Source organism: Roseiconus nitratireducens (genome assembly GCF_008629675.1).
Taxonomy (GTDB): domain Bacteria; phylum Planctomycetota; class Planctomycetia; order Pirellulales; family Pirellulaceae; genus Stieleria; species Stieleria nitratireducens.
This window is the reverse complement of record NZ_VWOX01000001.1, coordinates 272,051-293,146: the sequence shown is the minus strand read 5'-3', so window position 1 is coordinate 293,146 and position 21,096 is coordinate 272,051. Positions and strand designations below refer to the sequence as shown.

Below are 21,096 nucleotides of genomic sequence, written 5' to 3'. Positions count from 1 at the left end.
ATGCACGAATGTGCTGTGAATGTTGTGACGTTTAAGGCACCATGAGTCCCAGGGGATTCTCTGACGGGATCTTTTGATGAGTAAGATCAAGATCTGCCCGCGGTGCGATCGGGCGAAGGCGCGGGATGAGTTTGTAAACATCTACGGCCATGCGAACCCGCGCGGCAAGTACTGCCGATCTTGCTTTGACGAACGGGAGCTTGAGCATGTCCGTGAACTGATGGATGGCCGCGACTTCTGCCTCTATTGCGGCAAACGCATACTCCGTTACTGCGAATGGAATGCTGATGGTCGCTCGACGCGGACTTTCATTCATCGTGACCACATGGATCCAGTTTCGGGCGGTGGGCATGACGAATACGGCGTGGTGGATTTGGAAACTGGCACGCTTTCCGAAGACGATCGCAACTTGGTCTATTGCTGCGCCGAATGCAATTTGAAGAAAGGTGAGATGCCATTTCTGAAGTGGCTTGAGAGACTCGCCCCCGAGTTTCAAAAGCTTGCGAGACGCGTGTACGCCGAAAAGCACGACGGAAAGCAGCCGGAGCAATTCGTTCCAGGTGAAGACATTGTGATAGTAATTCGAATCGACAACGACGATTGATCGAATACCGGGAGTGGGAGTAGCTGCCCGCGCGTTCCGCTCCGGCTGACGTCTTCACCCGTCCGCCGGCGCGGGCCCCCGTATTTACCCAAGGTGAAGAAATGCAGAACGACGAGATAAACTCTCTCTATGAGCTCATCAAAGACCGGGCATCATTGATTCGTCAAAAAGATGTCAAGAAAATGACCATCTCCGGCCTTTACGACTTGATCTACGACGTCTATTCCGAGGTGGGTGAGAGAATTATCGACGTGCAGCAGCGTCATGGGTTCTCCGTCGAGGCCGGTGAAGCTATTGCGGCATTGGACAATGGCCTAGGCCTGGACCCAGCTGTCTATCGCCGAGCGGTAGTGCACTCTATCGCTTTTCGGGTATTGGGAGCTCCCCAACCCCGGTCCGAGAAGTTCTTTGTAAGGTCAGGACGATCTGAGGGAGACCGCGATAGCAAGCGCGAACACCGTAGGGTCAGAATCAGAGATACAGCTGCGCACGAACTTATTGCCGTAGCCACGCTCGCTGATCCCGAAACACGGCGACCGGAAAGCAAGAGGGCTGAGAGCAGTTCCGAACCAAAGGTCACACCGGGACAGATCACATCCGGAGACTTGCATGCCCTGTACTCATTCCGTGCAGCCGAAGAGTACCTGCGCCGAAGTCATTGTGATCCTGAGTTGAAAGTCACTCAGCGAGACGCATTCGAAGTTCTCAAGATTCAACTTGATAAGGAAATTGACCGGCGACATGCGAACCTCCCTGAAAGTTACCATTTGCCGCGCACATTCGATGCATTCAAAAGATCGCTCTCACGAGCCAAGAAGAAAATTGCGTCTCCTGCGTAACCACCACGACAGAAGAGTGAGAAACGCCGGGCGGAGGGACAAAAGGGACAAAAGGGACAATTAGGGGACAGTCCCTCAGAAAATGCAGATTCTTTTAGCCGCAGAAAACACGAGCATTTTCGCTGCGGATCATCTTATCGCGGGACAAAAAAGGGACAAAAGGGACAAATCAAGTCCCAGAAGAGTGAACACCTTTCATTTTCGTTCACTTGGAAAGTCCCGATGCCCAAGCAATTCGAATCTGACGCACTCCCGGAACTCTTGTCCGGGGGACAAGCCCGGCAATTGGCTGGGGTGTCCGTCGTAATCTGGTTGGAACTGCTCGAAACTGAGCAACTTCCCAAACCGGTCCGTGTCGGCGGCCGCCTCAAATGGCGCAAGTCGGACGTTCTGAGCTGGATTAATGGCCTCAGCCCGACGCAAGCTTTCGCATGAAAACGCAAAGCCGGAACGATCGCTGGCCGGATCTCATGGATCGGCCAACTGCCGCCGAGTACTGGTCGGTCAGCCCGCGCAAGTTCAGCGAGTTGGTTGCGGCCGGAGTGATCAAAGGCCGCAAGCTTGGTCCCCGCTGTGTTCGGTACTGCCGTCGCGAAATGGATGAAGCCGCAGACGGGCTTCCAGTTGGAAGGGGAGCAACACCTGCCACCTGATCAGTGAACAGTCGCGATGAATTGACGACTGCCACTCAGCAAACGCGGCGGATGCCGCACAACCACCTCGCCGGTCCGCCGGCAAAACCTGACGAGGATTCAAATGACTGGACTCTTAGCACGACTGACAGACCGCCAGGCCGCCGAGCAGCGGAAACAAGAGCGGGCCTCGCAACTCGCGGCGACCCAACGTGATGTTGTGCGACGTGAATTGATCGCGATGGCGAAAGGGCAACGATCGGACGAAGCCGCAATCGAAGCGTTGGTCACCAGTCCCGAGCAACTGCATCGGTTGCTGGACCGAGCGAAAACGGCCGCTGAATTGACCGTGCTTGCCGCGGCACGGGACGAGATGAAAGCGGAAGTTGATGAACTGGTTGCCGAGCGTCAATCAGTCAATCGGACGCTGACCGTGAGAAAGACTCAACACGGCTACACGGAAATTGACGCCGAGATCAATCGAGCGTGGCGCGATGCCGAGTCCTACACCGACCTTGCCGCGGTCGGGCGTTGGCGAACCGTCCTGCGGGCGAAAGAGGATCTGGAAGACAGGCATCGGTACCTGATGGAGATCACCCGCCGCAAGCAGGGAAAACTCGGCGTGTTGGAGAGACAAACGGAGCTGCCATGGGAGCCGGATTCAACGAGTTCCCTGCAGCCGGAACAGGCATTCCCGCTGGATTGACCATCAACACATCACCGCCGCCTCGCGTCCCGGCCGGTGCGAGGTGGCTTACATCATCGGCCAAACACGGAGATTGAGATGCGACATTTCACCGAGCAAGACATCGCCAAATTCAAGCGATCTGACCGGATCGAAAACCCGACCGAGCAACAGTTTGCTCTGGCGTGCGAAGGCGCGGACCAAGCCGAAAAACTGATGGCGGCGGGATGGAAGTCCCTGGGCCACTGGATCAAGTGCCAAGAGCGAGATATCGACTCAGGGCATCGTCAGCCGCCTGCGTTGGCGTCTGCGGCATCGTAACAGCCACCAGCCACCAGGGCGATTTGAACAATCGGCACGGCGGCCGGTTGAAACAAAAACGCCCGCGACAGATTGGATCTGACGCGGGCGCAATGACTGGCTTCGGTTGCATTTGGGGGCTGCCGGAGCCAGAAGGACTCCAACCCAATGATACAGCCACCGATCCCGCGGTCAACTCAATTCAACGTCCCGACCGCCCCCGCGCCCCGGCCGGCCCGCAATCAGCCCGGGACGATCGCGGAGCAATTCTTGGCGATTGCTCGCTCGTTCCAGCTTGCCGACGAGGAACAGACGTCCGCCGCCGAACAGTGGGAGCGGGCCCGCGCTGACGTCCAGCGGAGGGCATTGCCGTGACTGTGCAAATGACGCCAGCCATCGCCGAGTCGGTCGAACAGCGACGGCAGGAGATCACCGCCTTCCTGGCGGAACAGGACGCGACCGATCGCATTGCCGCCGCGCGTGCACGTGCTGACCGCTTGGAGGCCGCCCTCGCGGCCGACGTGGGCCCTGAGATCGCGTCCAAGGCGATGGAAGCCCGCCAGGAGTGCCGGCGGCGGTTGTGGCTCGCAATGGCTTGCTGCGGGCGAGTGGCCGTCACCGACGGCGTCGTGAAGTGTTACGGGGCCGACGCCGACAAGCACACTCGCGCCCTTGCCCCCTTCAATCACGTGCCACCGGGGCTGTCTCGCAGCCTAGCGGCGCTTCTTTTGGCACGAATGACGGAGGACCAATGAGATGGCGGGTGACTGGATAAAGGTCGAAACAACCACGTGTGACAAACCGGAGGTTTTCATCATTGCAGATGAATTGGGCATCGACCCCGATGCCGTGGTCGGCAAGCTTATCCGGGTCTGGATTTGGGCTGATCAGCAAACTTTCAACGGTAACGCCGGCAGCGTTACACGTTCGTTGCTTGACCGTCTCGCTGGCGTGTCGGGATTTGCCGATGCGATGATCAAATGCGGTTGGTTGACGTTCAACGGGGACGGTTTGACGTTCCCAAATTTTGAACGTCACAACGGAAAAACAGCCAAAACACGGGCTTTAACGCGAAAACGAGTCCAGAATCATCGTAACGCACAGAGCGTTACGGATGCGTTACCAGAGAAGAGAAGAGATAGAGAAGAGATACATACACCATCAAATGATGGTGATGCGCGTGCTGAAGTGACGTCATCGAAGAATCGCCGGGGCGAATCTCGGAAGATGGCGGCCGTGGACTATTCCAGGGACTTCGAGCGATGGTGGGTGCACTACCCACGGAAGCAAGCGAAGTTCGCAGCGTCAAAAGCCTTCGTCGCGGCCATGAAAGCGATTCAGAGCGATCACAGGATTGACCGCGATGATGCCCTCGTCTGGTTGATCAAGCGAACGCGAGCGTACTCGACGGCAGTGGCCGACACTCCGCCGGACAAGGTGGCGCACCCAGCAACCTGGCTAAATGGCCGCCGCTTCGAAGACGAACTGCCAAGCGAGGTGGCGGAGGTGAGATATGCCAAACCGGAACCGATCAATGCTCGCAGGGAGGCCGCGCGTGCGTGACATCACAACATTGGCGGCCGAAAATGGCCTGCTGTCATCGATGCTGCTCGCCCCCGAGATGATCGCCGCGGTCGAGGCTACGCTCACCGAAGGCGACTTCGAAGATCCGGCGCGAGCGAAAATGTTTTCGCTTCTGGTTGAGATGAACCGCTCGGGTGAGCACATCCGCGATCAGCGATTGCTTCTGGAGCGGCTTCGAGCATCGGGACTCTTGGACGAACTCGGAGGCCCACGGCAATTCCTGGCGGAGTTCATTGACCACACCGAACCGGCAAATGCGGCCAGCTACGCGGCCCAGGTCCGCCGCAATTCGGTCCGCCGACGCATGCGAACACTGGCCAACGAGTTTCAGTCAAAAGCGGTCGCCGACGCGGATCCCGCCGATTTGGCTGGATGGCTTCAAGCGGAGCTTGGGTTGCTTCAGTCGATCGCATCGACTGACCAGCACGCGTCAACCGTTGCGGAGGCCTGCGAATCGCTCTTGCAAGAGATCCGGCATACCGCGGAGACCGGCGGGTCACCTGGCGTCCTCACCGGTATTGATCACATCGACGGATACTACGGTGGCCTTCTGCCAAGTCGGTTGTACGTCATTGCGGCCCGACCTGGCGTTGGGAAATCCTCGCTGGCGCAACAAGTCGGGGAAGCGATTGCGGCCAACAACCAAGGCGTTCTGTTCATCAGTTTGGAAATGAGCCGGCAGGAAATCGCTGCCCGGTACCTAGCAAAGCGATGCGGCATCAATGGGAAGCAACTGGCGGCGCATGCTGTATCCGCGGCGGACTTGCAGGTGATCGAGAAAGCCGCTCAGGACGCCAGGTCGCTTCCGTTTCTGATCTCAGAGCCCAACGGCCGACGGGCCACTCTGGCGGCGATCTGTGCGGAGGCGCGTGTTCGAAAGACGACTGATGGGATCGCGGCGATTGTTGTGGATTACCTCCAAATCATTGAACCGACCCATCCGAGGCAAACCGAATACGAAAAGGTCACCGAGGCCACGCGAGCTTTCAAGCAATTGTCACGCGAACTTGGGATCCCGGTTGTGCTCCTGTCGCAATTGAACCGGCAAACGGAGGCAGGGACAAAACCACGAGCGCCCCGTCTCGGCGATCTGCGATCTTCCGGCAGTATTGAGCAAGATGCCGACGGCGTTCTCTTCCTTCATGAACTCGGCCGCGGTTCCGTTCGCCTGATGGTTCCAAAGATGCGAGGCGGGGAGCGATCAGAGGCACTACTTCGATTCCATGGGCCCAGTTGCACGTTCAGCGATGCCCCGATCGAGGACCACGACAACTTCCGCGCGGAGTTCGCCGACTACGCCACTGACTCATTTTGATCCCCCTGAATGCGAGAGGAACCTTTGATGAAGATGCCAAAGCCCGACGGCGGCGACTACGAACCTTGTCCCGCGGGGAATCAGCTTGCCGTCTGCGCCCGATTGATTGATCTCGGCACTCAGTCGACCACCTACGCCGGCAAGCCCAAGCGTCAGCGAAAGCTCTACATCGAATTCCAGGTGCCAGGCGAACGAACCGCCGACGATCAACCGTTTGTCGTGGGGAACCGGTACACGTTCAGCAGTTCGGAACGCGCAACGCTTCGCCAGCACCTTGAATCATGGCGGGGGCGACGATTCACAAATGAAGAGATCGAAGACTTTGATCTTCGAAACATCCTCAATAAGCCGGCGTGTCTGTCGATCGTCCACAACGAACGGGGCGGGAATCTGTACGCCGACATCGCACACTTCAGCGGGATCCCCAAGGGGACCAGCGGGCCGGCGCTCGAGGGCCCGACCACCTACCTCTCACTCGATCCCGAGGACTTCGACCCGGAAGTGTTCGAGGCGCTTTCCGATCGGTTGAAGGAGACGATCGCGGCATCGCCGGAGTACCAGGCACTCACGTCCGGTGCGACCACCAGCCAGTCCGCAGCGACGCAGCCGACCGGTCCCGACGATGAAAACATCCCCTTCTGAGAATTCCTAGAGCAGCCGAATGAGCCACTCCGCCCTCGCTTCCCCATCGCTCGCCTCACGTCGCCGGCCGGAACACGGCCCGGGGCTCACGCGCGCCGCCGGGCCATCGCCAGCGAGGCTCACCGGAGCCCACGGGGCGGGTCCTTCCGGGGGGGGTGGGCGGTCGCGAGCGAGGGCCGCTTCGAACGGAATTCGCTGGCATCTGGGAAATTTATCAGCACCACCACCACCACGTAGGAATGGGGGGAGGGGGCCGGCGGCGGAGAAACCCGACCCCGGAGCCACGATTCCAAAAATCGCGTTAGAAGCGGTTTGTGGGCCTCTCGGAGGCCCCCCCTTCTGTTTTGCCAGGGATGGGCTTCGATTCGATTTTCGGTCGTTTCGCCCCAAACCTGTCGCCACCTACCTATGGGGGGCGACTTGGATTCTGCCCCTCTGCTGGGACGTCGCCGCGAGGCCGTCCCGAATCGAACCAAATGGCAATCCAAGCTCGGAATGCCGTCGAACCAAACCCTTTTTTGACCAGGTAACCCCATGGCCAGAGCAAAAGCGGTCGTCGAACTGACGTCCGACGAACAGCGATTACTTGACGGCTTTCGAAAGATCGAATCGGCCGACGCCTCTACCCGCGAGCACCTGAAAAAGACCGGACAGACAATCGAGCAGCACGGTAAAAGCGTCATTGACTCGATGCTGTCGGCCGGCAAGGCGACCAATGCCACAACTGAAAAAATCTTGAGCCAACTCAAGAGGACCACGAAGGAGGGTCGGCAGCTTTTCGGTGCACTAAATGACTCGATGAGCGAGCTCGGCCTGAACGGCCGGCAGTCGGTCGATGAGATCGTCGCAAAATTGGACGAAGTTGACCCCAAGGTGGCCGAGCAAGCCAAGAAAATGCTCGCTCACTGGCGAAGTGCGGACAAGCAGGTCCATTTCCACAACACCGAACAGGAAATTGAACGCCTGGGGAAGGTAAACGAAAAGGCCGCTGTCAGCAGTACTGGCGATTGGAGCACCTTCGCCACGTCGACTATCACCAAAATCGGGTCGGTCGTCACAGCCTATTTTGGGATTCAAGAGGGGATCCAGGCCGTCAACGCGTTCCTTCGAACCCAGAATGAGCTTTACTCCGAAGCGCTCAACAAGCAGACCGAGCTTGCGCAGGCTCAACAGGAAGGATTTAAGAATCTCGCAGGCCTTTCTGAGGCTAGCCGGTTGGGGCTCATTGAGTCAGCCCCCGACATCGCGCGGGCGACCGGATTCTCCAGCATTGCTGGATTGGTCAAGGCGACCGGATCCGCGGTGTCGGCTGGTGCTGACAAGGCTTCAGCTCAATCGGCCGTTACCGCTGCCGCCCTGCTTTCAATCAACACTCCTGAGGCGATCGACGAATTGTCGTCCGCCGCAATCGACTTACGCCGGGCAACTGGATCCGATGACGCCCGCGAGAACCTTGGGTTCTTGACGCTGGCCGGAACTCAGGCCCGTGTCGTGGATCCGAACGCATTGGCCGAGACGATCGCACCAGCGCTCGTAAACACGGTGGGGACGGTACCAGAACAGAACCGCAAAGAGGCGTCACGCCAGGCGGCCGCCCTGTTCGCTGCGTTCTCAAAGGAGACCGCCGACACGACGGGCCGATCGACCAGCACCGCTACCACTCAATTTGCGAACGAATTGGGCAGTTTCTTCGGCAACTTCCAGCAGCAGATGATCGATGCTCGGTCGAAGGTCGAGTTGCTCGATCGCAAGATCGCGGACGGAAAAGACACCGAGGCCAACCGCGAGGACCGAAAACGCTTGCTGGCGTTCATCGAACAGGGCAAAGGCTTTCAGGATCCGGCGACCCTCTTCGGCCGGATCAGTGCATTGCAAACCAACAACGCGATCCGCGATCAGTTTTTCTCTCGTGAGTTCGGCGAAGTCCAATTTAAAGGCGCTTTCAAAAGGGTCACGACAGCTGCCGACGCTCTCGACAAGTCGATGCGTGAGTCCTTCGGCACCATTCAGGTTGATCGAGCCGCCTTCGACAACCAGGTCCGCGAGATCTCCGGCGGAACCGCTCCGTTGCGGCTGGCCGCTCTTCAGTCGAGGTTCAAGGCGGCAAGCGAGGCATCGAAGGTCGACGACACGCTTGGAGGACTTCGCGGCTTGGTTCGCGAACAGTTTGGCCAGGTGATGGAAGAAACCCGGGGCACGGGGTTCGCTGGATTCATCGAATCATTGCCTCGTGAATTCGGGGCGCGAGACAGCATGTTCGCGTCAGCAAACCTGCCAGGAAGCTCCGTAGCGGCCGAGGCCTTCAACGCGATGACACGCACCATCGGCCGGCAAGGCTTCTTGTCGATGGGCGGAGTCAGCCTGGAAGAGGCTCCGAAGATGGAGCAGGCCGCCATCGCGGTCGAAGGCTTCCGCGGGGCGATGCTTGAAGCCGTTCGACAAGATCCTGCGTCGATCAACGAAATCGCCCGTGACATTCGAATGACGGCATCGGTTGGAGCCGATCCGCGAATCCGCCAAGCGGACGGTTCGATCGCTCAGGTTCCTCGGGAAGAGTTCTTCGGGGATCTGGTTCGCGAGCTACTGAAGGTCACCGCCGAATCGACCAGGGTTCAGAAAGAGATGAAGGCTGAACTGACCAAATCTCGAAGGGCAACAGAAGAGACGGCGCGAAATACAAAAAACGGCGGCCGTTCACCAAGCCAAGTGCAGCGGGAAACTGCCAGGGAAACCGATCGGAGGGCCGGCCGATGAGAACGCAGTTTGAAGACTCCGCCAGAGCGGTAAAGTTGGCGTCGGAATACATGGTCGCTGTCTGCGAGAACAACCACCACTTGGCCAACGATCAGGCGGCGAAGGAGTTGCTATTGCTCGCCGCAGATTCAATTCCGGGTCTCTGCATGCTTTCTGCGCGCCTCTCTGTAGCGGCAGAAGCCGCCGGGATTCTCTTCCCGGAAACGCGATCACCGAAATCCGAGATTGCCGCGGTAGCTTTGGAAATGGAGTCCGGAGCGGAGTCGGCGCGACGATCAGCAGAGACCGTCGAACGCATCCTTGACTTCTGCAAGGAGGTGGTTCAGGACCGATCGGGCACCGATGAGTTCCTGCGATTGAATGACAAGCTCCAAGCTTTGCAACAAATCGAGCGGCATCGCCAACAATGCCTGCGAGTCACTTCCGCGCTCCTGCAATCGATCGCCGATCAAATCACTTGACCAGTTTTCACCTTTCCCGAGAGAGTTATGTCTACCGTCATCCTTTCAAATCTTCCGAGCGTTGATGAAATCCAGGCAGCCATCGATCAATGCGGCCCCACTTCGCCGTTCCTGCCTCCACTGCTCGCCGCCCGCGCTGTTCGCCAGAGATTCGAGCCGCCGGCCCGTCCCGTGACGGCGGCGGCGTCGGAAAAAACGTTGATCGATGCGAGAAACAATCTGACGGAGGTTGTTTATGGCTACCAACTGGCCGAGAGTCGGATGCAGTGCAATCTCACGCCTCTCTTTGAAAAACTACTCAAGCATGGCGATCTTCCTCTCGCACTGCTCGGCAACGCCCACGCGACAATGCCAGAACGAACCTCAGAGAGCGAACGTGTGGGCGACGCGATCGAGCTGCTGAAAGCGAACATCTCGCGAGCGATCGGGAAATGAGCAAGCGTAAATGCACCCAAGACGCTCTGCGAAGAGCGTTCGATGGCATGCCGGATCTGCGACAGTTCGGCAACCCGCCAGAGGCATTGATCGCAGCCCTGTCCAAGAGCTACCGCAAACGCGCCGTTGCATTGCCGGCATCCGAACGCAGGCTCATTCGGTCTGGTGACGATGACGCTTGGGGCCGTCTTGCCTTCAGTATCGTTGCTGGCGTCGATAAGGATCTGTTTTCGAAGCACTGCCCGCCGTGGTCTTTCACGGGGAAGTTGCGACGGTCTGCGATCGAGTTCCGTTGGTTTCGCCTTCGGTCGGCAGAAGTCGGGGGACGAACGATCTACTACCCTGAGCACCGGCCACGAGTTCCGATCAACGGTGGTGAGTGGATTGCTGGATTCTCTGCTCACGCCCTTCTGAGGATCGCCGAGCGGCTTGACATTGAAGACGACAACGGCGCTGGCGCAGAGGTGATTCGGTTTGTTTCGCAGGCAAATTTCGAACCGGAGCCCGGCGGTTTCGGTCTATGGATGCGAGCGGACGCCCGCGAGTCAAGCCTGAGCGGAACGATGGTCCGCGTTCTAACTGACCATACCGACATCGAATCCTGCGAGATCCGGATCGGGCACTTCCCGGCCAGTTTTAAAGGTAGCTTCGCTATGGCTCATACACTTCTGACGCCGGCCATGACCACCAGTGGCATTAACCCGGCGCTATGTTCCATCCCGAAGTTGCGAGATAAGAATCGGCGGGCATGGACGGAGTTGATCGCGTTGCATTTGAAAACGCCAATCGTCCGATACAATCCCAGGCCAAAGAGACCATCGAAACGCCCTCTCAGTCGGTCAACCATTGAGCGTGCAATGGGGTGCGGCTGATCGAAAGGATCCAGCGGATGGAAACGACAGCGTTATTAGACTGCCCCGACGACGGCACATTTGTCCAAGTCCGACGACGACGGAAGCGAATATCGGAACCGGCAAAGACCACGCCGGCGAAACGCAACACGCCGGCCCCAACGCCAGCAATCGACGCGGAGACCCGGTACGGGACGTCGATCGCAACCAAGCTCCGCGAGGCATTTTCCCTGCAGCAACGCGGGCTCAGTCTGGATGAGGCATGCGACACTGTCTGCCTTCCGCGCCGGTACCGCGGCGAAGTCGAACCGGTCGCCAATCCAGAGTGGGTGCCGCTACCAACGGAAATCGAGCGAGATTCGGGAATGATTCGCCGCGGTGAGTTGGTCATCGACGAACGCCAAGAGAAGATCCGACGAGAGTGGCGGGAAGCTCTGGCCCGAGGGGAATCGGAACGATCCTCGCTGCTCTGGGAACTGTCTGGCCGCATCCCCGAAGATGATGCCTGGCCACCACCGCCGTGGCTTTACTCCGCGGGAATGGTCGAATGCTAGAGGTGCATCGGACAGATCGTAGGATTCTGCAAGCAATCGATCGAACAGGCTCAACGGTCGGTGAGATCCACTCGGAACTGAAACGCAAGAACATCGACTCGATTTCGCGACATACGATCCGGCGGCATCTGCCAGGTCTGGAACGTCTCGGATTGATTGCACGCCACGCCGTGACGAGGAACGATCGAGTCGTGACCGCCTGGTGCGCCAAGCAATGGAATACCTCTGCGGGGTAGTGTACACTCGGGGCCTGAAAGAGCGGTTTCGGTGTGTTTTTGGGGTAGGAAATGTCTCGCGAATGGTTTGTTGATCACAAGGGCAAGACTCTCGGGCCGTTCAGGACAAAGCAACTCAAGAGGCTTGCAGAGACAGGCCAGATCAATTCAGAAACGCGAATTCGCATCGGATCTGCAGGGAAATGGGTCCGAGCGGCGAGCGTGCGCGGACTGTTCAAATCCGAGTTGGATCAAACCTGGAATGAGAGTGAGAGCCAGCCGCTGCCCGCTCTGCCCGTTGAACCGCCTCCCGCGCCATGGGAAGCGAAGAGCAATGTGGCTGATGACCAAATCGCGAGCGTTCTAGGGGATTTCAACGCTCCGGCCGAAGCAGAATCTTTTGAGCATTTTCCAGCGTCACAATCTGTTGAGACGGATTACAAATCCTGCCCCTATTGTGGTGAGCAAATCCTTTCGACCGCGATCAAGTGTCGTTACTGCGGTGAGTTTCTGAATGCGCAAATCAACGTCAAACGTCACTCAGCAGGGCGACAGGAGAATTGGAATCCGGGAGTTGCGGCGGTGCTGAGTGTTGTGATTCCTGGTCTCGGTCAGGTTTATAAGCAGCAAATCCTAAACGGATTTGTTTGGTTCATCGCGGTTCTTCTGGGGTACGCGTTTTTCGTGATACCGGGAATCGTCTTACACATCGCGTGCGTTTTTGGAGCCGCCTCTGGCGACAAGTCGCGGTCGCCTTCTTCGTCAACTTCGTCAGCCACATCGATCATTGCCGGCGTCTTCATAGTCGGACTGATTGTTTGCGGGATCGTGGGTTTTTTCGTTGATCCGCCCGACACTAGCCGGCGGAGCGATCCGACCACTACCGCTAAGGTTCCTGCCCCGGAAGTTCAGCGACTGCAATTGGAAAGCTGGAATTGGCACCTGAGTCCCGGGGGACAGTACGTTCAAGTTGAAGGCCAAATCACGAATGTATCTTCTTCCCCATTTGATGGTGTCAAAGCAGTCGCGAGCTTCTTCGACTCCGAGGGTGGGTTCATCACTTCCGATTCCGCTTACATCGAATACCGGCCATTGCTTCCCGGCCAGACGAGCCCGTTCAGCGTGATGGTGAAACACAACCCGAGAATGGAATCGGCATCGATCGAATTTGCGAAACCCTTCGGAAATGTGATTCCGACAGTTTCAAAGGAAACGAATGCCGACGAAGATTGACCGCCTGTGTGGCACGGAGCATCTTAGGACGGTAGGATCAGCACACCGGCGGCTCCGGCGTGCAATTGCCCCTGCAATTTGCGCCGGGTGCCCCTGGCGCAGTTCGGAGTCGCCGGCTTTCTTGGCTCCCGTGGGCAAAAAACAAATGCGAACCCTCCTCCTACTCTGTGCGGCGATCGTCGCCGGTTGCTCCGATTCACGCACTGAACCTGCCCCGCCGCAGCTGAACCAGGTTGATGAACCGGCCGAGACCGAAGCCCGCGAGCAGGTTCAATCTGAATCGATCATCGCGGACGATCAAAAGAAGCCGGATGTCGTCTTCATGCTCGATCGACTGCGGGACGTCGTTGATCGGGAGGACCTGAGCGAGTTTTCAATCGGCTTTTCGCCGGCTGATTGGTCGACATTCACGGCTGAAGTTGCCCCGCCCATGACTGCTGATTCGGCAAAGGCCGTTTGGGAGAAATGGACGGCGCATCCGACTGCCATAACAAAACCGGCAAACGGTGTGATAGAGGCAAAAGTCGCGGAAGCCGTCACAATGGCCAGTGAGGACGGAGAAGCACAACTGGAATTCGACCACAAAGGATTCACCTTCGAAGTCAACGCTCAGAACGGCGGCACACCCGACAGCACGTTCGTACGGATCTCATTCATTGGTGCGGAATTCCTGAACGCGTTAAATGGCAACTGAACAAACTTGACACCGCCTTGCGGATGCGGCATGATTCAGTCGCTCGTTGATTTGGCCTGAGAACCGAATCGACTTGGCCCCGCCTTGTAAATGGCGGCGGCGACAAGAGCGAAACGTCTACCACTCTTTCAGATTTAGAAAATGACAACGGCGTCGTATTTGTGGGATCAGTCCCGAGCTGTGACCCGGCACAGGCCGGCGAGCGAAGGCCCCGACCGGGAGTAGACGCCCGGTTCTCAACAGGTACGACGCCGTTGTCGTGCGCGGACGATCCTCGTGCCGCGCAGGATTGTGCATTGCCATGAATCAGCGGAAAGAGAAAAGGGCCGCGCAGAGTCCCAAGCGGACGAGCATCAGCAAGGATGAAGTCGTGACGTTGAAAGTCATGATGGAGGCATTCGACATTCGCGACCGCCGCACCGCTTTGAAGTTGCTAAAAGCGTACGGCCTTCCGACCAGCCCCGTGGCGGGCAGGGTACTCGTCAACGGTGAGCTACTTCACGAAGCCACCAAGAACCGCCCCGAGCAATGAGAGTGCAGGCTCATGCGACGACACAGAATGAGGGCCACCGGGCCCGAATGGATGCTCGTTCGGCGAAGCGATCGCCGCAACATCGTTATCAAGTACCGAGCGGACGCGCGGTCCCCGTGGCATTTCGGATCCAGCGGAGTCAGAACCAAGAGGGAGGCGGCGAAGCTCGCCGCCGGCCTGGTCACTCGTTGGTTGGCCGACAATGGCCGGGAATGTGATCTCTGGTCGGACTTCCGAGATCGATATGAAGACGAGCACCTCGACAGCGGAAAGCCGAAGACGGCGGAAGCGTTTCGCACCGCGGCAAATCGCCTGGAATCGCTGTGCAACGTTCGGTTTATCCAAGATTTGGACGAGGCGAAGTTCAGCCAGTTTGCGGCCAAACTCCGCAAGGAGGGCAAGTCGCCGGCGACCGTTCGCGCCTATCAAGATCATTTGATGAGCGCGTTGAAATGGGCGGTCCAGATCAGAATCCTCGCTGAGCGGCCGACGCCGCCACCGATCAAGGTTGTCGAATCATCCCACGGTCGCGCGTTGACCCGCGAGGAAGCGGAACGCATCGCGATGCAGCTGCCGAAGGTTGCCGGGAAGGAATGCGCGACGCGTTGGGCATGGAACCTCGAAGCGCTTTGGCGGTCCGGATTCCGCAGCGGTGAGACGTTCGCGTTCACCTGGGAGCCGTCCAGGTTTCACCACGTCGAGGATTTGGACGGGGACCGGCCGATGATCGCGATTTCGGCGGAGCATGAGAAAGGCGGCCGGCATCGTAAAGTCCCAATGACGCCCGACTTCGCGCACCTACTGCGGGCGGTCGACCCTGCAGATCGTCGCGGCCAGGTGTTCAAGTGGACCGGCATGCGTGGCGGATTCGTCACCAAGAGAACCGTCGAAAAGAGGATCGCGCAAGCTGGCAGAAAGGCCGGCGTGATCGTCGGTCACAACACTGCCGGCGAAGATCGATTCGCAACGATCCACGACTTCCGGCGATCGTTCGGGGCCCGTTGGTCCACGAAGGTGATGCCCCCGGTCCTCCAAGCGATGATGCGTCACAAGTCGATCGAGACGACCTTGAAGTTCTACGTGGGCGAGAACGCGAAACGGAACGCGGACGCGATCTGGCTTGCTGCGGGGCACTCGGAGTCCGCTGTCGGTGACGCGGCTGAGTGCACCCCGGGCGAATTCTGCACCGCGTTGATGCAGCTGCCCGGCTGACAGCCTGGATCCAATGTCGCCGGCCGTTCAGGACGCCCCAGGACGCCGGCGCTGAACCAACAAGAAACCCAGACCCGGCACACCGCCAGGCCGGAACAGTCCCCGAAATTCGCGATGGAACAGCCAGCCGCTGTCACCCAAGGGGACGAAGTCCGCGCCGGCCGGGTCAGCACTCAAAGAATCATTCACTTCTGCGTCCGCAGAAATTCCTTCTTGGCTTTTGCAGAAGTGAACTCGATTCGGGCATCGTCGGAAACGTTCACCGATAAACTCGTCGGCGACTTCGCCGAGATTGTCAAACGCGTACCAGTGATGAAACTATTACCATCGGATGCGCAGCTTGCGTTGACGAAAACGGCTTGCGATCCACGAAACTGAACACGCTCGCACGTGACAAATAGGCCCGTTACGTCAGATGCGCCGACACCAACAGACGCCGGCAAAAGCAGAATCCCGCCATCGTCTGGTTGAACTTCAAATCGCAATTTCTGGGGTTCGTTGGCGTTTTGGACATCCGCCGCAAGGCAGGACAGCGAGGCACCAATGGCGAACGCTAGCGACATCACGCATTGAGGGATTCCCATTTTCTTGCTCCGTGTGAATTCGGGGACGTGTAGCCCCGGAGGGTACCACGGTTCAGCAATCTGGCGGAATCGCAGTTTGCGTCCCCAAGTCGCCCGGGTCATTCCCGCGATGGGTTCAGTCGGGGCAGCTCCCTCGCAATGAACAGGTACGCCAGAACGACGGCAACGATGAGAATCAGAACGGCAACTAAGAACAGGCCGCGAAGAGACGCCCCGGACTTATCGCACGCCTGGCAACGGCTGCGTGCGGTCTGGTGACTGTCTCGCACTGATCCGTCGGAAAAGAGGCCGGCGGTCTGCCCCGCCCGCCGGCCACCACCACCATACCCCACTCACGGCAGGCGTGACGGGTCCGCCGACGACGCGGGCCCGGTCGTGGTGTGAGAGACACGATCGCGGCCGGCCCGCCGGCTTACCCGATCCGCGGACTCGCAGCAGAGCCGCGGCAACGTCGCCGGCCGTTCAGGACGCCCCAGAACGCCGGCAACCAACTAACAAGAAACCCAGACCGTGGTGCACTGCCAGGTCGGAACACGTCCTGAAAATCGCGATGGAACAGCCAGCCGCTGTCACCCAAGCGGACGAAGCCCGCGCATGCAAGAACTCGCCAATGAACATTCCAGCTATGAATCTCGCGGGAACACCTGTCGCTCCTCGCACGCTCCCGCGGCCACTCGCACGCTTCAGGAGCCGAAGGGCACGCCGCCAAGTCGGAAACCCGCCGAATATCAATATTTGGCACCGGGAAATTGCCGCTGGGTAGTCAGGACTGCCACCAAAGATGGCGGTAGTGGGCGGAATTGCGAGCGGCCGCGATGACCTCGCCCCCATTTAGAGCGATTGGGCCGCACTGGCAGCCCTAGCGGCCTATTTTGCTACAAAAGGGCCATTGATTTTGCCTAAAGCCTCGATTCGGCATACGCATTGCATCGAAGTGCGAACAATGTGTAGTACTGACCCGTCTTGTACTGAAAGAGCGGCTAAACTAGTCTCTGTCGCTCAAATTCAAGGTCGGATTCCAGTTCCCAGACGGTTCCACCCAAGATCCAGTGGTAAAGGCATGTGTTGTGACAAAGCTCGAATTTGAAGCAATGAGCGTTGTCGCGGTTGGTTCCTTCAACATCTACATCTTTGAGCCGAAGTGGTTGGTGAAGCAGAACGTTGTCTCCAAGGAACCTGATCGCTTCGAATTGGCGCTCTCGCGTCCGGGGTTTCGGGTTACGGCTGGCGATCTGATTTTAACGATCGAACCTCACAGGGTGGAAATTCGCTGCGAAGATGCCGGTCGTGACTGCGTGCCCGCGATGAAGCAAATCCTGCTATCGCTCCCAGAGACGCCAATGACGGCGCTTGGTGCGAACCGACACTACTCAGGAAGGCTCGAAAGCGATGACGATTTGCCGGTGTTCAATAAAAGCGTTCCGGACAGCTTGTTTGGCGCGTGCCTCCCGACGTCCCGTGCACTTACGTTGAAGTTTCCCCCGTCGGCCCGTGTTGTCCAAGAGTTCTCACTTGAGCAAGACAAGCGTGTTGTGAAAGCCACAGCGAACGCGGAAACACTGGATTCGGACGCATCGGAGCTTGCGGAACGAATCGATTCCCTCCCCAAAGCCCTGGATTCTCTGGCCACCACTGTTTGTGATCCTTTGAATTTAGAACTTTCTCCCTCCCCTCTGAAAGTTGCACCATGACTAAGACAGCACCATCTAATTCGTGCAGTACGCCCAGCTCTGCAGGACTTTCGAAAGAGCCAGGATGGACATCATCAGTTTACGATCCTGCAGCGGAGCAGCGGCTCATGCATCGCGTTGACGAATTGCGTTCACTAAACGATGGCTGGGACGACGACGGCGCTATTGCGCCTTCCGAGGACGCCATTCATGTGGCGAAGCAGTTTATTCGGAGGGGGTGGGTAGCAAGAAATGTTCCCGAGGTCCGACCGACCGCTGACGGAGGATTGCAGTTCGACTGGCGCGCTGGCGATAGATCTCTCGAAATCGAGGTCGAAGCTGATGGGTCGGTATATTTCTTGAAATCCGATTTCTCAAACGATCAGTTCGAAGAAGACGAGATTACCCAGCCCGCATCTGGTTCTCAGGGGCACGTACGTGCCTACGAGGACCGGATCAAAGGATTGCTAACATGGGTGCGGGGCGAGTAGTTTTGTGCCAGTTGAAGGACAGGAGCCAGAGCCCACGGATGCTTTGATCTGGGTGGTTCCCAGTGAGCATTACTGGTCTGAATCACAGAATCGGCCCGCATCCAACTACTACAAGAAGCCAAAATTCTCCCTGTTCTTGGAAAGAGGTTTTGGCGAAGCAGACGCGATCGCGTATGCCAAAAAGAGGTGGGGTGAGAAGCCCTACGGCGTTGTTCGTTTGCTGTACCGAGATATGGTTGCCACGGGGTACGTCGCTCGATTCGAAACTGAGGACGGTATCCCGTGGCATCTGAACGCCTCTCGCGCACCGAATGCGGAAATCAGCAAACGGAAACAACCAAAGCAGCTTGCGGAACGTTCCGAGGTCGTTAAGCCTTGGGGCATAGATGGACCTGACTTAACGGGCAGCTAGGTCCATCCGAAATCAATTCCGAATCACTAGGTGCGATTCGACCGCTCCGCCTCGGCGCGTTTTTGCGTACCGTACGTTTCCTGGTACTATGCGCCCAGGGGATAGTCTGATCACCAAGCGCCGCTTTCCTGAGCGGCTTCCCCCGTTTTGACTTCAGGAGTCAGCACCCGTCACCAGGAAGGCGAGCTTCCCCACGCTTAAATGGCAAGCGTTTTTAAGCGGACCCACCGCAAACCGATCCCAGTAATCGCGGCAATCGTCCAGACAGAGAAGTCGGTTCCGCCTGGGGCGGAAGTTGAGGCCGGAGTAGCTTCATGGACCGATCGGACTGGCTGCAAACGCACCGCCATCGTCGACGGGGAGAAGATAATCGTCCGTTCGGCAACGTGGACGAACAAACGAAACCAGACCATCACCGCGCCAATCGACCACACCGGGGAGTTTGTGCTTCAGGTCGACCCGTACTGGATTGGCGACTACCGCAGCGGTCCGGATGAACGGAAACGCCGATCGACCGGTACCAGCGACAAAAGAGCTGCTGAACGGATCGCGGCAAAGTGGGAAGCCGACGCACAACAACGCGCCGCGGGTGTCATCGATGAAACGACGGAAAAGCTAGCCGCCCATGGAGCGACCCCGCTAGAAGATCACCTCGAGGCGTTCATCTCCTTCCGAGCGGTGAAGGGCGGAACCGAGGATCACCGGCAGCGAATGCGACGCCACATCAGGGAGTTTGCCGAAGCTGGTAAATGGAAAGCGATCCGCGACATCAATTCCGACGACGTTTCCAAACACGTTGAAACGCTCAAGACTGGCGGTTCATCCGCACGAACAATCGAGGCGCGTCTCCAGTCGGTCAAAAGCTTCACCCGCTGGCTGGCCAATCACCACCGCCTGCAACTGGATCCGCTATCGATGGTCAGCAAGCCGGACCCGCAAGCAGATCGGCGATACGAGCGACGGATGCTGTTGCCCGAGGAATGGCCCTGGCTGCAAATGGCCCTGCAGAAATCAAAGCGCAAACGCAATGGCATGAAGCCACCCGAGCGACTGCTGCTGTACCGGACCGCCATCCAGACCGGACTTCGGGCGAGCGAGCTCGGCGGCCTCACACGCGGAAAGATGATCCTCGCAGCCGAAACTCCGCACCTGCTCTGCAAGCCAGCGGGGACAAAGAACCGGAAGCCGGCAAAGCAGTACATCGACAAAAAGCTGGCCGGCGACCTGCGGAAGCACGTCAGCCGGGGCCGAGTCCGATCCCCGGTGTTCGGCATTGTCTCCCTGGAAGAACTCTCTGCGGGGCTGGAATCTGACCTGTTGGAAGCCCGCGAGACCTGGCTGAAGTCTCTCCCGGAGGCAGAACGAACCGACGCCGGAGAGTCCGACTTCCTGACCAAAACGAACCACGACAACGAATCGCTCGTCTTTCACTCGCTTCGCCACACCTGCGGGGCTTGGCTCGCTCTGGCCGGCGAACACCCAAAAGTGGTCCAAACCGTAATGCGACACGCGACGATCACCCTGACAATGGACACTTACGGGCACCTATTCCCTGGCCAGACGGAACAAGCCCCGGTAAAACTTGCCGCGATCATGGAGAAGCCGGTCGACAGTCCCGCGCAATATTGTGACGTTTAAGGCACCATGAGCCATTTCGGGGCTATTTCCTGCAGACCCCAATCAGCTTTTCGCTCGGTAATTTACGACACCTGCCCGGGTGGTGGAATTGGCAGACACAGGGGATTTAAAATCCCCCGGCCGGTTACGGCTGTGCGGGTTCGAGTCCCGCCTCGGGCACTGGTTTTTGCGACAGCGGACGCGTGACGGTGTTTTGGATTGAGGGTGGCATCGTCCAGCTACTCCGCCAAGGGCGAGGGAGTCCTCACCGAAACCGCATAAAACTCTTCGCGTCCAAGCGGCTCAATGAACGGATGGTTGCGGATCTGGCCATAGTAGGTGCCATACCCGTCCGATTTCAATTCAACATCGGTGAACCATTGTTTGCCCGTGGTTGCGTCCGTCCATCCAAATTCAATCCTGTAAGCATCCTTTTCGGGTGAGTAACGGACATCTTTCACGGAAGTCGTGATCGGACCCAGCGTCGTGCTTCGCTCAAATTGGCTGGCGACTTCTTCGGGTGGCAGTGGCCGAAGTGCACTCATTTCTCGCTGTTGATGGTCGATCTTTTGCTGCAACAACGTGGTACGTCGATGCATCATGATCGAATTGGCCACCAACCCGGCAATCGCCACCCACAGCAACGCCGTGCCGATCGACCATCGGAAACCACGCGGTTGCGTTTTCCTTGAACTTTCACCGTCATCACTCATCATTGTCGTCTCTCAATCCTTTGGTGCTTCGCGGGTCCCTGCGGTCCAAGCGGTGCGCCAACTTGAA

24 protein-coding genes and 1 tRNA gene are annotated in these 21,096 nt (G+C 58.3%); 23 read left to right on the top strand and 2 right to left on the bottom strand.

Translation table 11 applies throughout. The features are described from left to right. Positions 1-76: 76 nt before the first annotated feature. The 19 genes from FYK55_RS00950 (at position 77) to FYK55_RS00865 (ending at position 15,542) form a co-directional block, all read left to right on the top strand. Positions 77-604: an HNH endonuclease gene (locus FYK55_RS00950; RefSeq protein ID WP_150074125.1), complete on the top strand. Its 528-nt coding sequence runs from the start codon at positions 77-79 to the stop codon at positions 602-604. Positions 605-705: 101 nt separating this feature from the next. Beyond that, positions 706-1,443: a hypothetical protein gene (locus FYK55_RS00945; protein ID WP_150074124.1), complete on the top strand. Its 738-nt coding sequence runs from the start codon at positions 706-708 to the stop codon at positions 1,441-1,443. Between the two features lie 756 nt (positions 1,444-2,199). After that, positions 2,200-2,781: a hypothetical protein gene (locus tag FYK55_RS00940; protein WP_150074123.1), complete on the top strand. Its 582-nt coding sequence runs from the start codon at positions 2,200-2,202 to the stop codon at positions 2,779-2,781. A 78-nt stretch (positions 2,782-2,859) separates the two neighbouring features. Then, positions 2,860-3,081 (top strand): hypothetical protein, encoded by a 222-nt coding sequence (locus FYK55_RS00935; RefSeq protein ID WP_150074122.1) that lies wholly within the window; start codon positions 2,860-2,862, stop codon positions 3,079-3,081. A 147-nt stretch (positions 3,082-3,228) separates the two neighbouring features. Continuing rightward, entirely contained in the window at positions 3,229-3,435 is a 207-nt protein-coding gene (locus FYK55_RS00930; protein WP_150074121.1) for a hypothetical protein, read from the top strand. Positions 3,436-3,443: 8 nt separating this feature from the next. After that, positions 3,444-3,815: a hypothetical protein gene (locus tag FYK55_RS00925; protein WP_161604233.1), complete on the top strand. Its 372-nt coding sequence runs from the start codon at positions 3,444-3,446 to the stop codon at positions 3,813-3,815. Between the two features lies 1 nt (position 3,816). Next, positions 3,817-4,623 carry a hypothetical protein gene (locus tag FYK55_RS00920; RefSeq protein ID WP_150074119.1) on the top strand — a complete coding sequence of 269 codons (807 nt, stop codon included), beginning with the start codon at positions 3,817-3,819 and terminating at the stop codon, positions 4,621-4,623. Then, positions 4,616-5,959 carry a replicative DNA helicase gene (locus FYK55_RS00915; RefSeq protein WP_161604232.1) on the top strand — a complete coding sequence of 448 codons (1,344 nt, stop codon included), beginning with the start codon at positions 4,616-4,618 and terminating at the stop codon, positions 5,957-5,959. The genes FYK55_RS00920 and FYK55_RS00915 overlap by 8 nt, the downstream gene beginning before the upstream one ends. 27 nt (positions 5,960-5,986) lie before the next feature. Then, a complete protein-coding gene (locus FYK55_RS00910; RefSeq protein ID WP_150074117.1) occupies positions 5,987-6,601 on the top strand; it encodes a phage replication initiation protein, NGO0469 family in 615 nt (204 codons plus the stop codon). Between the two features lie 534 nt (positions 6,602-7,135). Continuing rightward, positions 7,136-9,355: a hypothetical protein gene (locus tag FYK55_RS00905; protein WP_150074116.1), complete on the top strand. Its 2,220-nt coding sequence runs from the start codon at positions 7,136-7,138 to the stop codon at positions 9,353-9,355. After that, entirely contained in the window at positions 9,352-9,816 is a 465-nt protein-coding gene (locus FYK55_RS00900) for a hypothetical protein (RefSeq protein WP_150074115.1), read from the top strand. Before FYK55_RS00905 ends, FYK55_RS00900 begins: the two co-directional genes overlap by 4 nt. A gap of 27 nt (positions 9,817-9,843) precedes the next feature. Continuing rightward, positions 9,844-10,251: a hypothetical protein gene (locus FYK55_RS00895; RefSeq protein WP_150074114.1), complete on the top strand. Its 408-nt coding sequence runs from the start codon at positions 9,844-9,846 to the stop codon at positions 10,249-10,251. Positions 10,252-10,337: 86 nt separating this feature from the next. Further along, positions 10,338-11,123: a hypothetical protein gene (locus FYK55_RS28870; RefSeq protein ID WP_161604231.1), complete on the top strand. Its 786-nt coding sequence runs from the start codon at positions 10,338-10,340 to the stop codon at positions 11,121-11,123. A 17-nt stretch (positions 11,124-11,140) separates the two neighbouring features. Next, entirely contained in the window at positions 11,141-11,656 is a 516-nt protein-coding gene (locus tag FYK55_RS00890; RefSeq protein WP_150074113.1) for a hypothetical protein, read from the top strand. Further along, positions 11,650-11,892, top strand: a complete 243-nt coding sequence (locus FYK55_RS30060; protein WP_150074112.1) for a helix-turn-helix domain-containing protein — start codon at positions 11,650-11,652, stop codon at positions 11,890-11,892. The genes FYK55_RS00890 and FYK55_RS30060 overlap by 7 nt, the downstream gene beginning before the upstream one ends. A 51-nt stretch (positions 11,893-11,943) precedes the next feature. Beyond that, positions 11,944-13,104 (top strand): GYF domain-containing protein, encoded by a 1,161-nt coding sequence (locus FYK55_RS00880; RefSeq protein ID WP_150074111.1) that lies wholly within the window; start codon positions 11,944-11,946, stop codon positions 13,102-13,104. Between the two features lie 145 nt (positions 13,105-13,249). Next, the gene (locus tag FYK55_RS00875; protein ID WP_150074110.1) at positions 13,250-13,798 is read left to right on the top strand and encodes a hypothetical protein; all 549 of its coding nucleotides are present in this window, start codon (positions 13,250-13,252) and stop codon (positions 13,796-13,798) included. Between the two features lie 301 nt (positions 13,799-14,099). Continuing rightward, a complete protein-coding gene (locus FYK55_RS00870) occupies positions 14,100-14,330 on the top strand; it encodes a sn-glycerol-1-phosphate dehydrogenase (protein WP_150074109.1) in 231 nt (76 codons plus the stop codon). 51 nt (positions 14,331-14,381) lie between these two features. After that, positions 14,382-15,542: a tyrosine-type recombinase/integrase gene (locus FYK55_RS00865; protein ID WP_161604230.1), complete on the top strand. Its 1,161-nt coding sequence runs from the start codon at positions 14,382-14,384 to the stop codon at positions 15,540-15,542. Between the two features lie 185 nt (positions 15,543-15,727). Here the strand turns inward: FYK55_RS00865 and FYK55_RS00860 are convergent, their stop codons facing one another. After that, positions 15,728-16,126 carry a hypothetical protein gene (locus tag FYK55_RS00860; RefSeq protein WP_150074107.1) on the bottom strand — a complete coding sequence of 133 codons (399 nt, stop codon included), beginning with the start codon at positions 16,124-16,126 and terminating at the stop codon, positions 15,728-15,730. Positions 16,127-17,193: 1,067 nt separating this feature from the next. Between FYK55_RS00860 and FYK55_RS00855 the strand changes: the two genes are divergently transcribed. From FYK55_RS00855 to FYK55_RS00840, 4 genes are all read left to right on the top strand, one after another. Next, positions 17,194-17,817 (top strand): hypothetical protein, encoded by a 624-nt coding sequence (locus tag FYK55_RS00855; protein WP_150074106.1) that lies wholly within the window; start codon positions 17,194-17,196, stop codon positions 17,815-17,817. 107 nt (positions 17,818-17,924) lie between these two features. Next, positions 17,925-18,287, top strand: coding sequence for a hypothetical protein (locus tag FYK55_RS00850; RefSeq protein WP_150074105.1), 363 nt, complete (start codon positions 17,925-17,927; stop codon positions 18,285-18,287). 613 nt (positions 18,288-18,900) lie between these two features. Next, positions 18,901-20,337: a tyrosine-type recombinase/integrase gene (locus FYK55_RS00845; protein WP_150074104.1), complete on the top strand. Its 1,437-nt coding sequence runs from the start codon at positions 18,901-18,903 to the stop codon at positions 20,335-20,337. A 73-nt stretch (positions 20,338-20,410) separates the two neighbouring features. Beyond that, positions 20,411-20,496 (top strand) — tRNA-Leu (locus tag FYK55_RS00840). A gap of 59 nt (positions 20,497-20,555) precedes the next feature. Here the strand turns inward: FYK55_RS00840 and FYK55_RS00835 are convergent. Next, positions 20,556-21,032, bottom strand: coding sequence for a hypothetical protein (locus tag FYK55_RS00835; RefSeq protein WP_150074103.1), 477 nt, complete (start codon positions 21,030-21,032; stop codon positions 20,556-20,558). Positions 21,033-21,096: the final 64 nt, after the last annotated feature.

Coding starts and splice junctions, on each gene's coding strand:
- FYK55_RS00935 (WP_150074122.1), top strand. CDS start 2,860: ATGCGACATTTCACCGAGCAAGACATCGCCAAATTCAAGCGATCTGAC.
- FYK55_RS00950 (WP_150074125.1), top strand. CDS start 77: ATGAGTAAGATCAAGATCTGCCCGCGGTGCGATCGGGCGAAGGCGCGG.
- FYK55_RS00930 (WP_150074121.1), top strand. CDS start 3,229: ATGATACAGCCACCGATCCCGCGGTCAACTCAATTCAACGTCCCGACC.
- FYK55_RS00940 (WP_150074123.1), top strand. CDS start 2,200: ATGACTGGACTCTTAGCACGACTGACAGACCGCCAGGCCGCCGAGCAG.
- FYK55_RS00860 (WP_150074107.1), bottom strand. CDS start 16,126: ATGGGAATCCCTCAATGCGTGATGTCGCTAGCGTTCGCCATTGGTGCC.
- FYK55_RS00900 (WP_150074115.1), top strand. CDS start 9,352: ATGAGAACGCAGTTTGAAGACTCCGCCAGAGCGGTAAAGTTGGCGTCG.
- FYK55_RS00895 (WP_150074114.1), top strand. CDS start 9,844: ATGTCTACCGTCATCCTTTCAAATCTTCCGAGCGTTGATGAAATCCAG.
- FYK55_RS00870 (WP_150074109.1), top strand. CDS start 14,100: ATGAATCAGCGGAAAGAGAAAAGGGCCGCGCAGAGTCCCAAGCGGACG.
- FYK55_RS30060 (WP_150074112.1), top strand. CDS start 11,650: ATGCTAGAGGTGCATCGGACAGATCGTAGGATTCTGCAAGCAATCGAT.
- FYK55_RS00835 (WP_150074103.1), bottom strand. CDS start 21,032: ATGATGAGTGATGACGGTGAAAGTTCAAGGAAAACGCAACCGCGTGGT.
- FYK55_RS00945 (WP_150074124.1), top strand. CDS start 706: ATGCAGAACGACGAGATAAACTCTCTCTATGAGCTCATCAAAGACCGG.
- FYK55_RS00845 (WP_150074104.1), top strand. CDS start 18,901: ATGGCAAGCGTTTTTAAGCGGACCCACCGCAAACCGATCCCAGTAATC.
- FYK55_RS00865 (WP_161604230.1), top strand. CDS start 14,382: ATGCTCGTTCGGCGAAGCGATCGCCGCAACATCGTTATCAAGTACCGA.
- FYK55_RS00910 (WP_150074117.1), top strand. CDS start 5,987: ATGAAGATGCCAAAGCCCGACGGCGGCGACTACGAACCTTGTCCCGCG.
- FYK55_RS00920 (WP_150074119.1), top strand. CDS start 3,817: ATGGCGGGTGACTGGATAAAGGTCGAAACAACCACGTGTGACAAACCG.
- FYK55_RS00875 (WP_150074110.1), top strand. CDS start 13,250: ATGCGAACCCTCCTCCTACTCTGTGCGGCGATCGTCGCCGGTTGCTCC.
- FYK55_RS00850 (WP_150074105.1), top strand. CDS start 17,925: ATGCATCGCGTTGACGAATTGCGTTCACTAAACGATGGCTGGGACGAC.
- FYK55_RS00880 (WP_150074111.1), top strand. CDS start 11,944: ATGTCTCGCGAATGGTTTGTTGATCACAAGGGCAAGACTCTCGGGCCG.
- FYK55_RS00925 (WP_161604233.1), top strand. CDS start 3,444: ATGACGCCAGCCATCGCCGAGTCGGTCGAACAGCGACGGCAGGAGATC.
- FYK55_RS00890 (WP_150074113.1), top strand. CDS start 11,141: ATGGAAACGACAGCGTTATTAGACTGCCCCGACGACGGCACATTTGTC.
- FYK55_RS00905 (WP_150074116.1), top strand. CDS start 7,136: ATGGCCAGAGCAAAAGCGGTCGTCGAACTGACGTCCGACGAACAGCGA.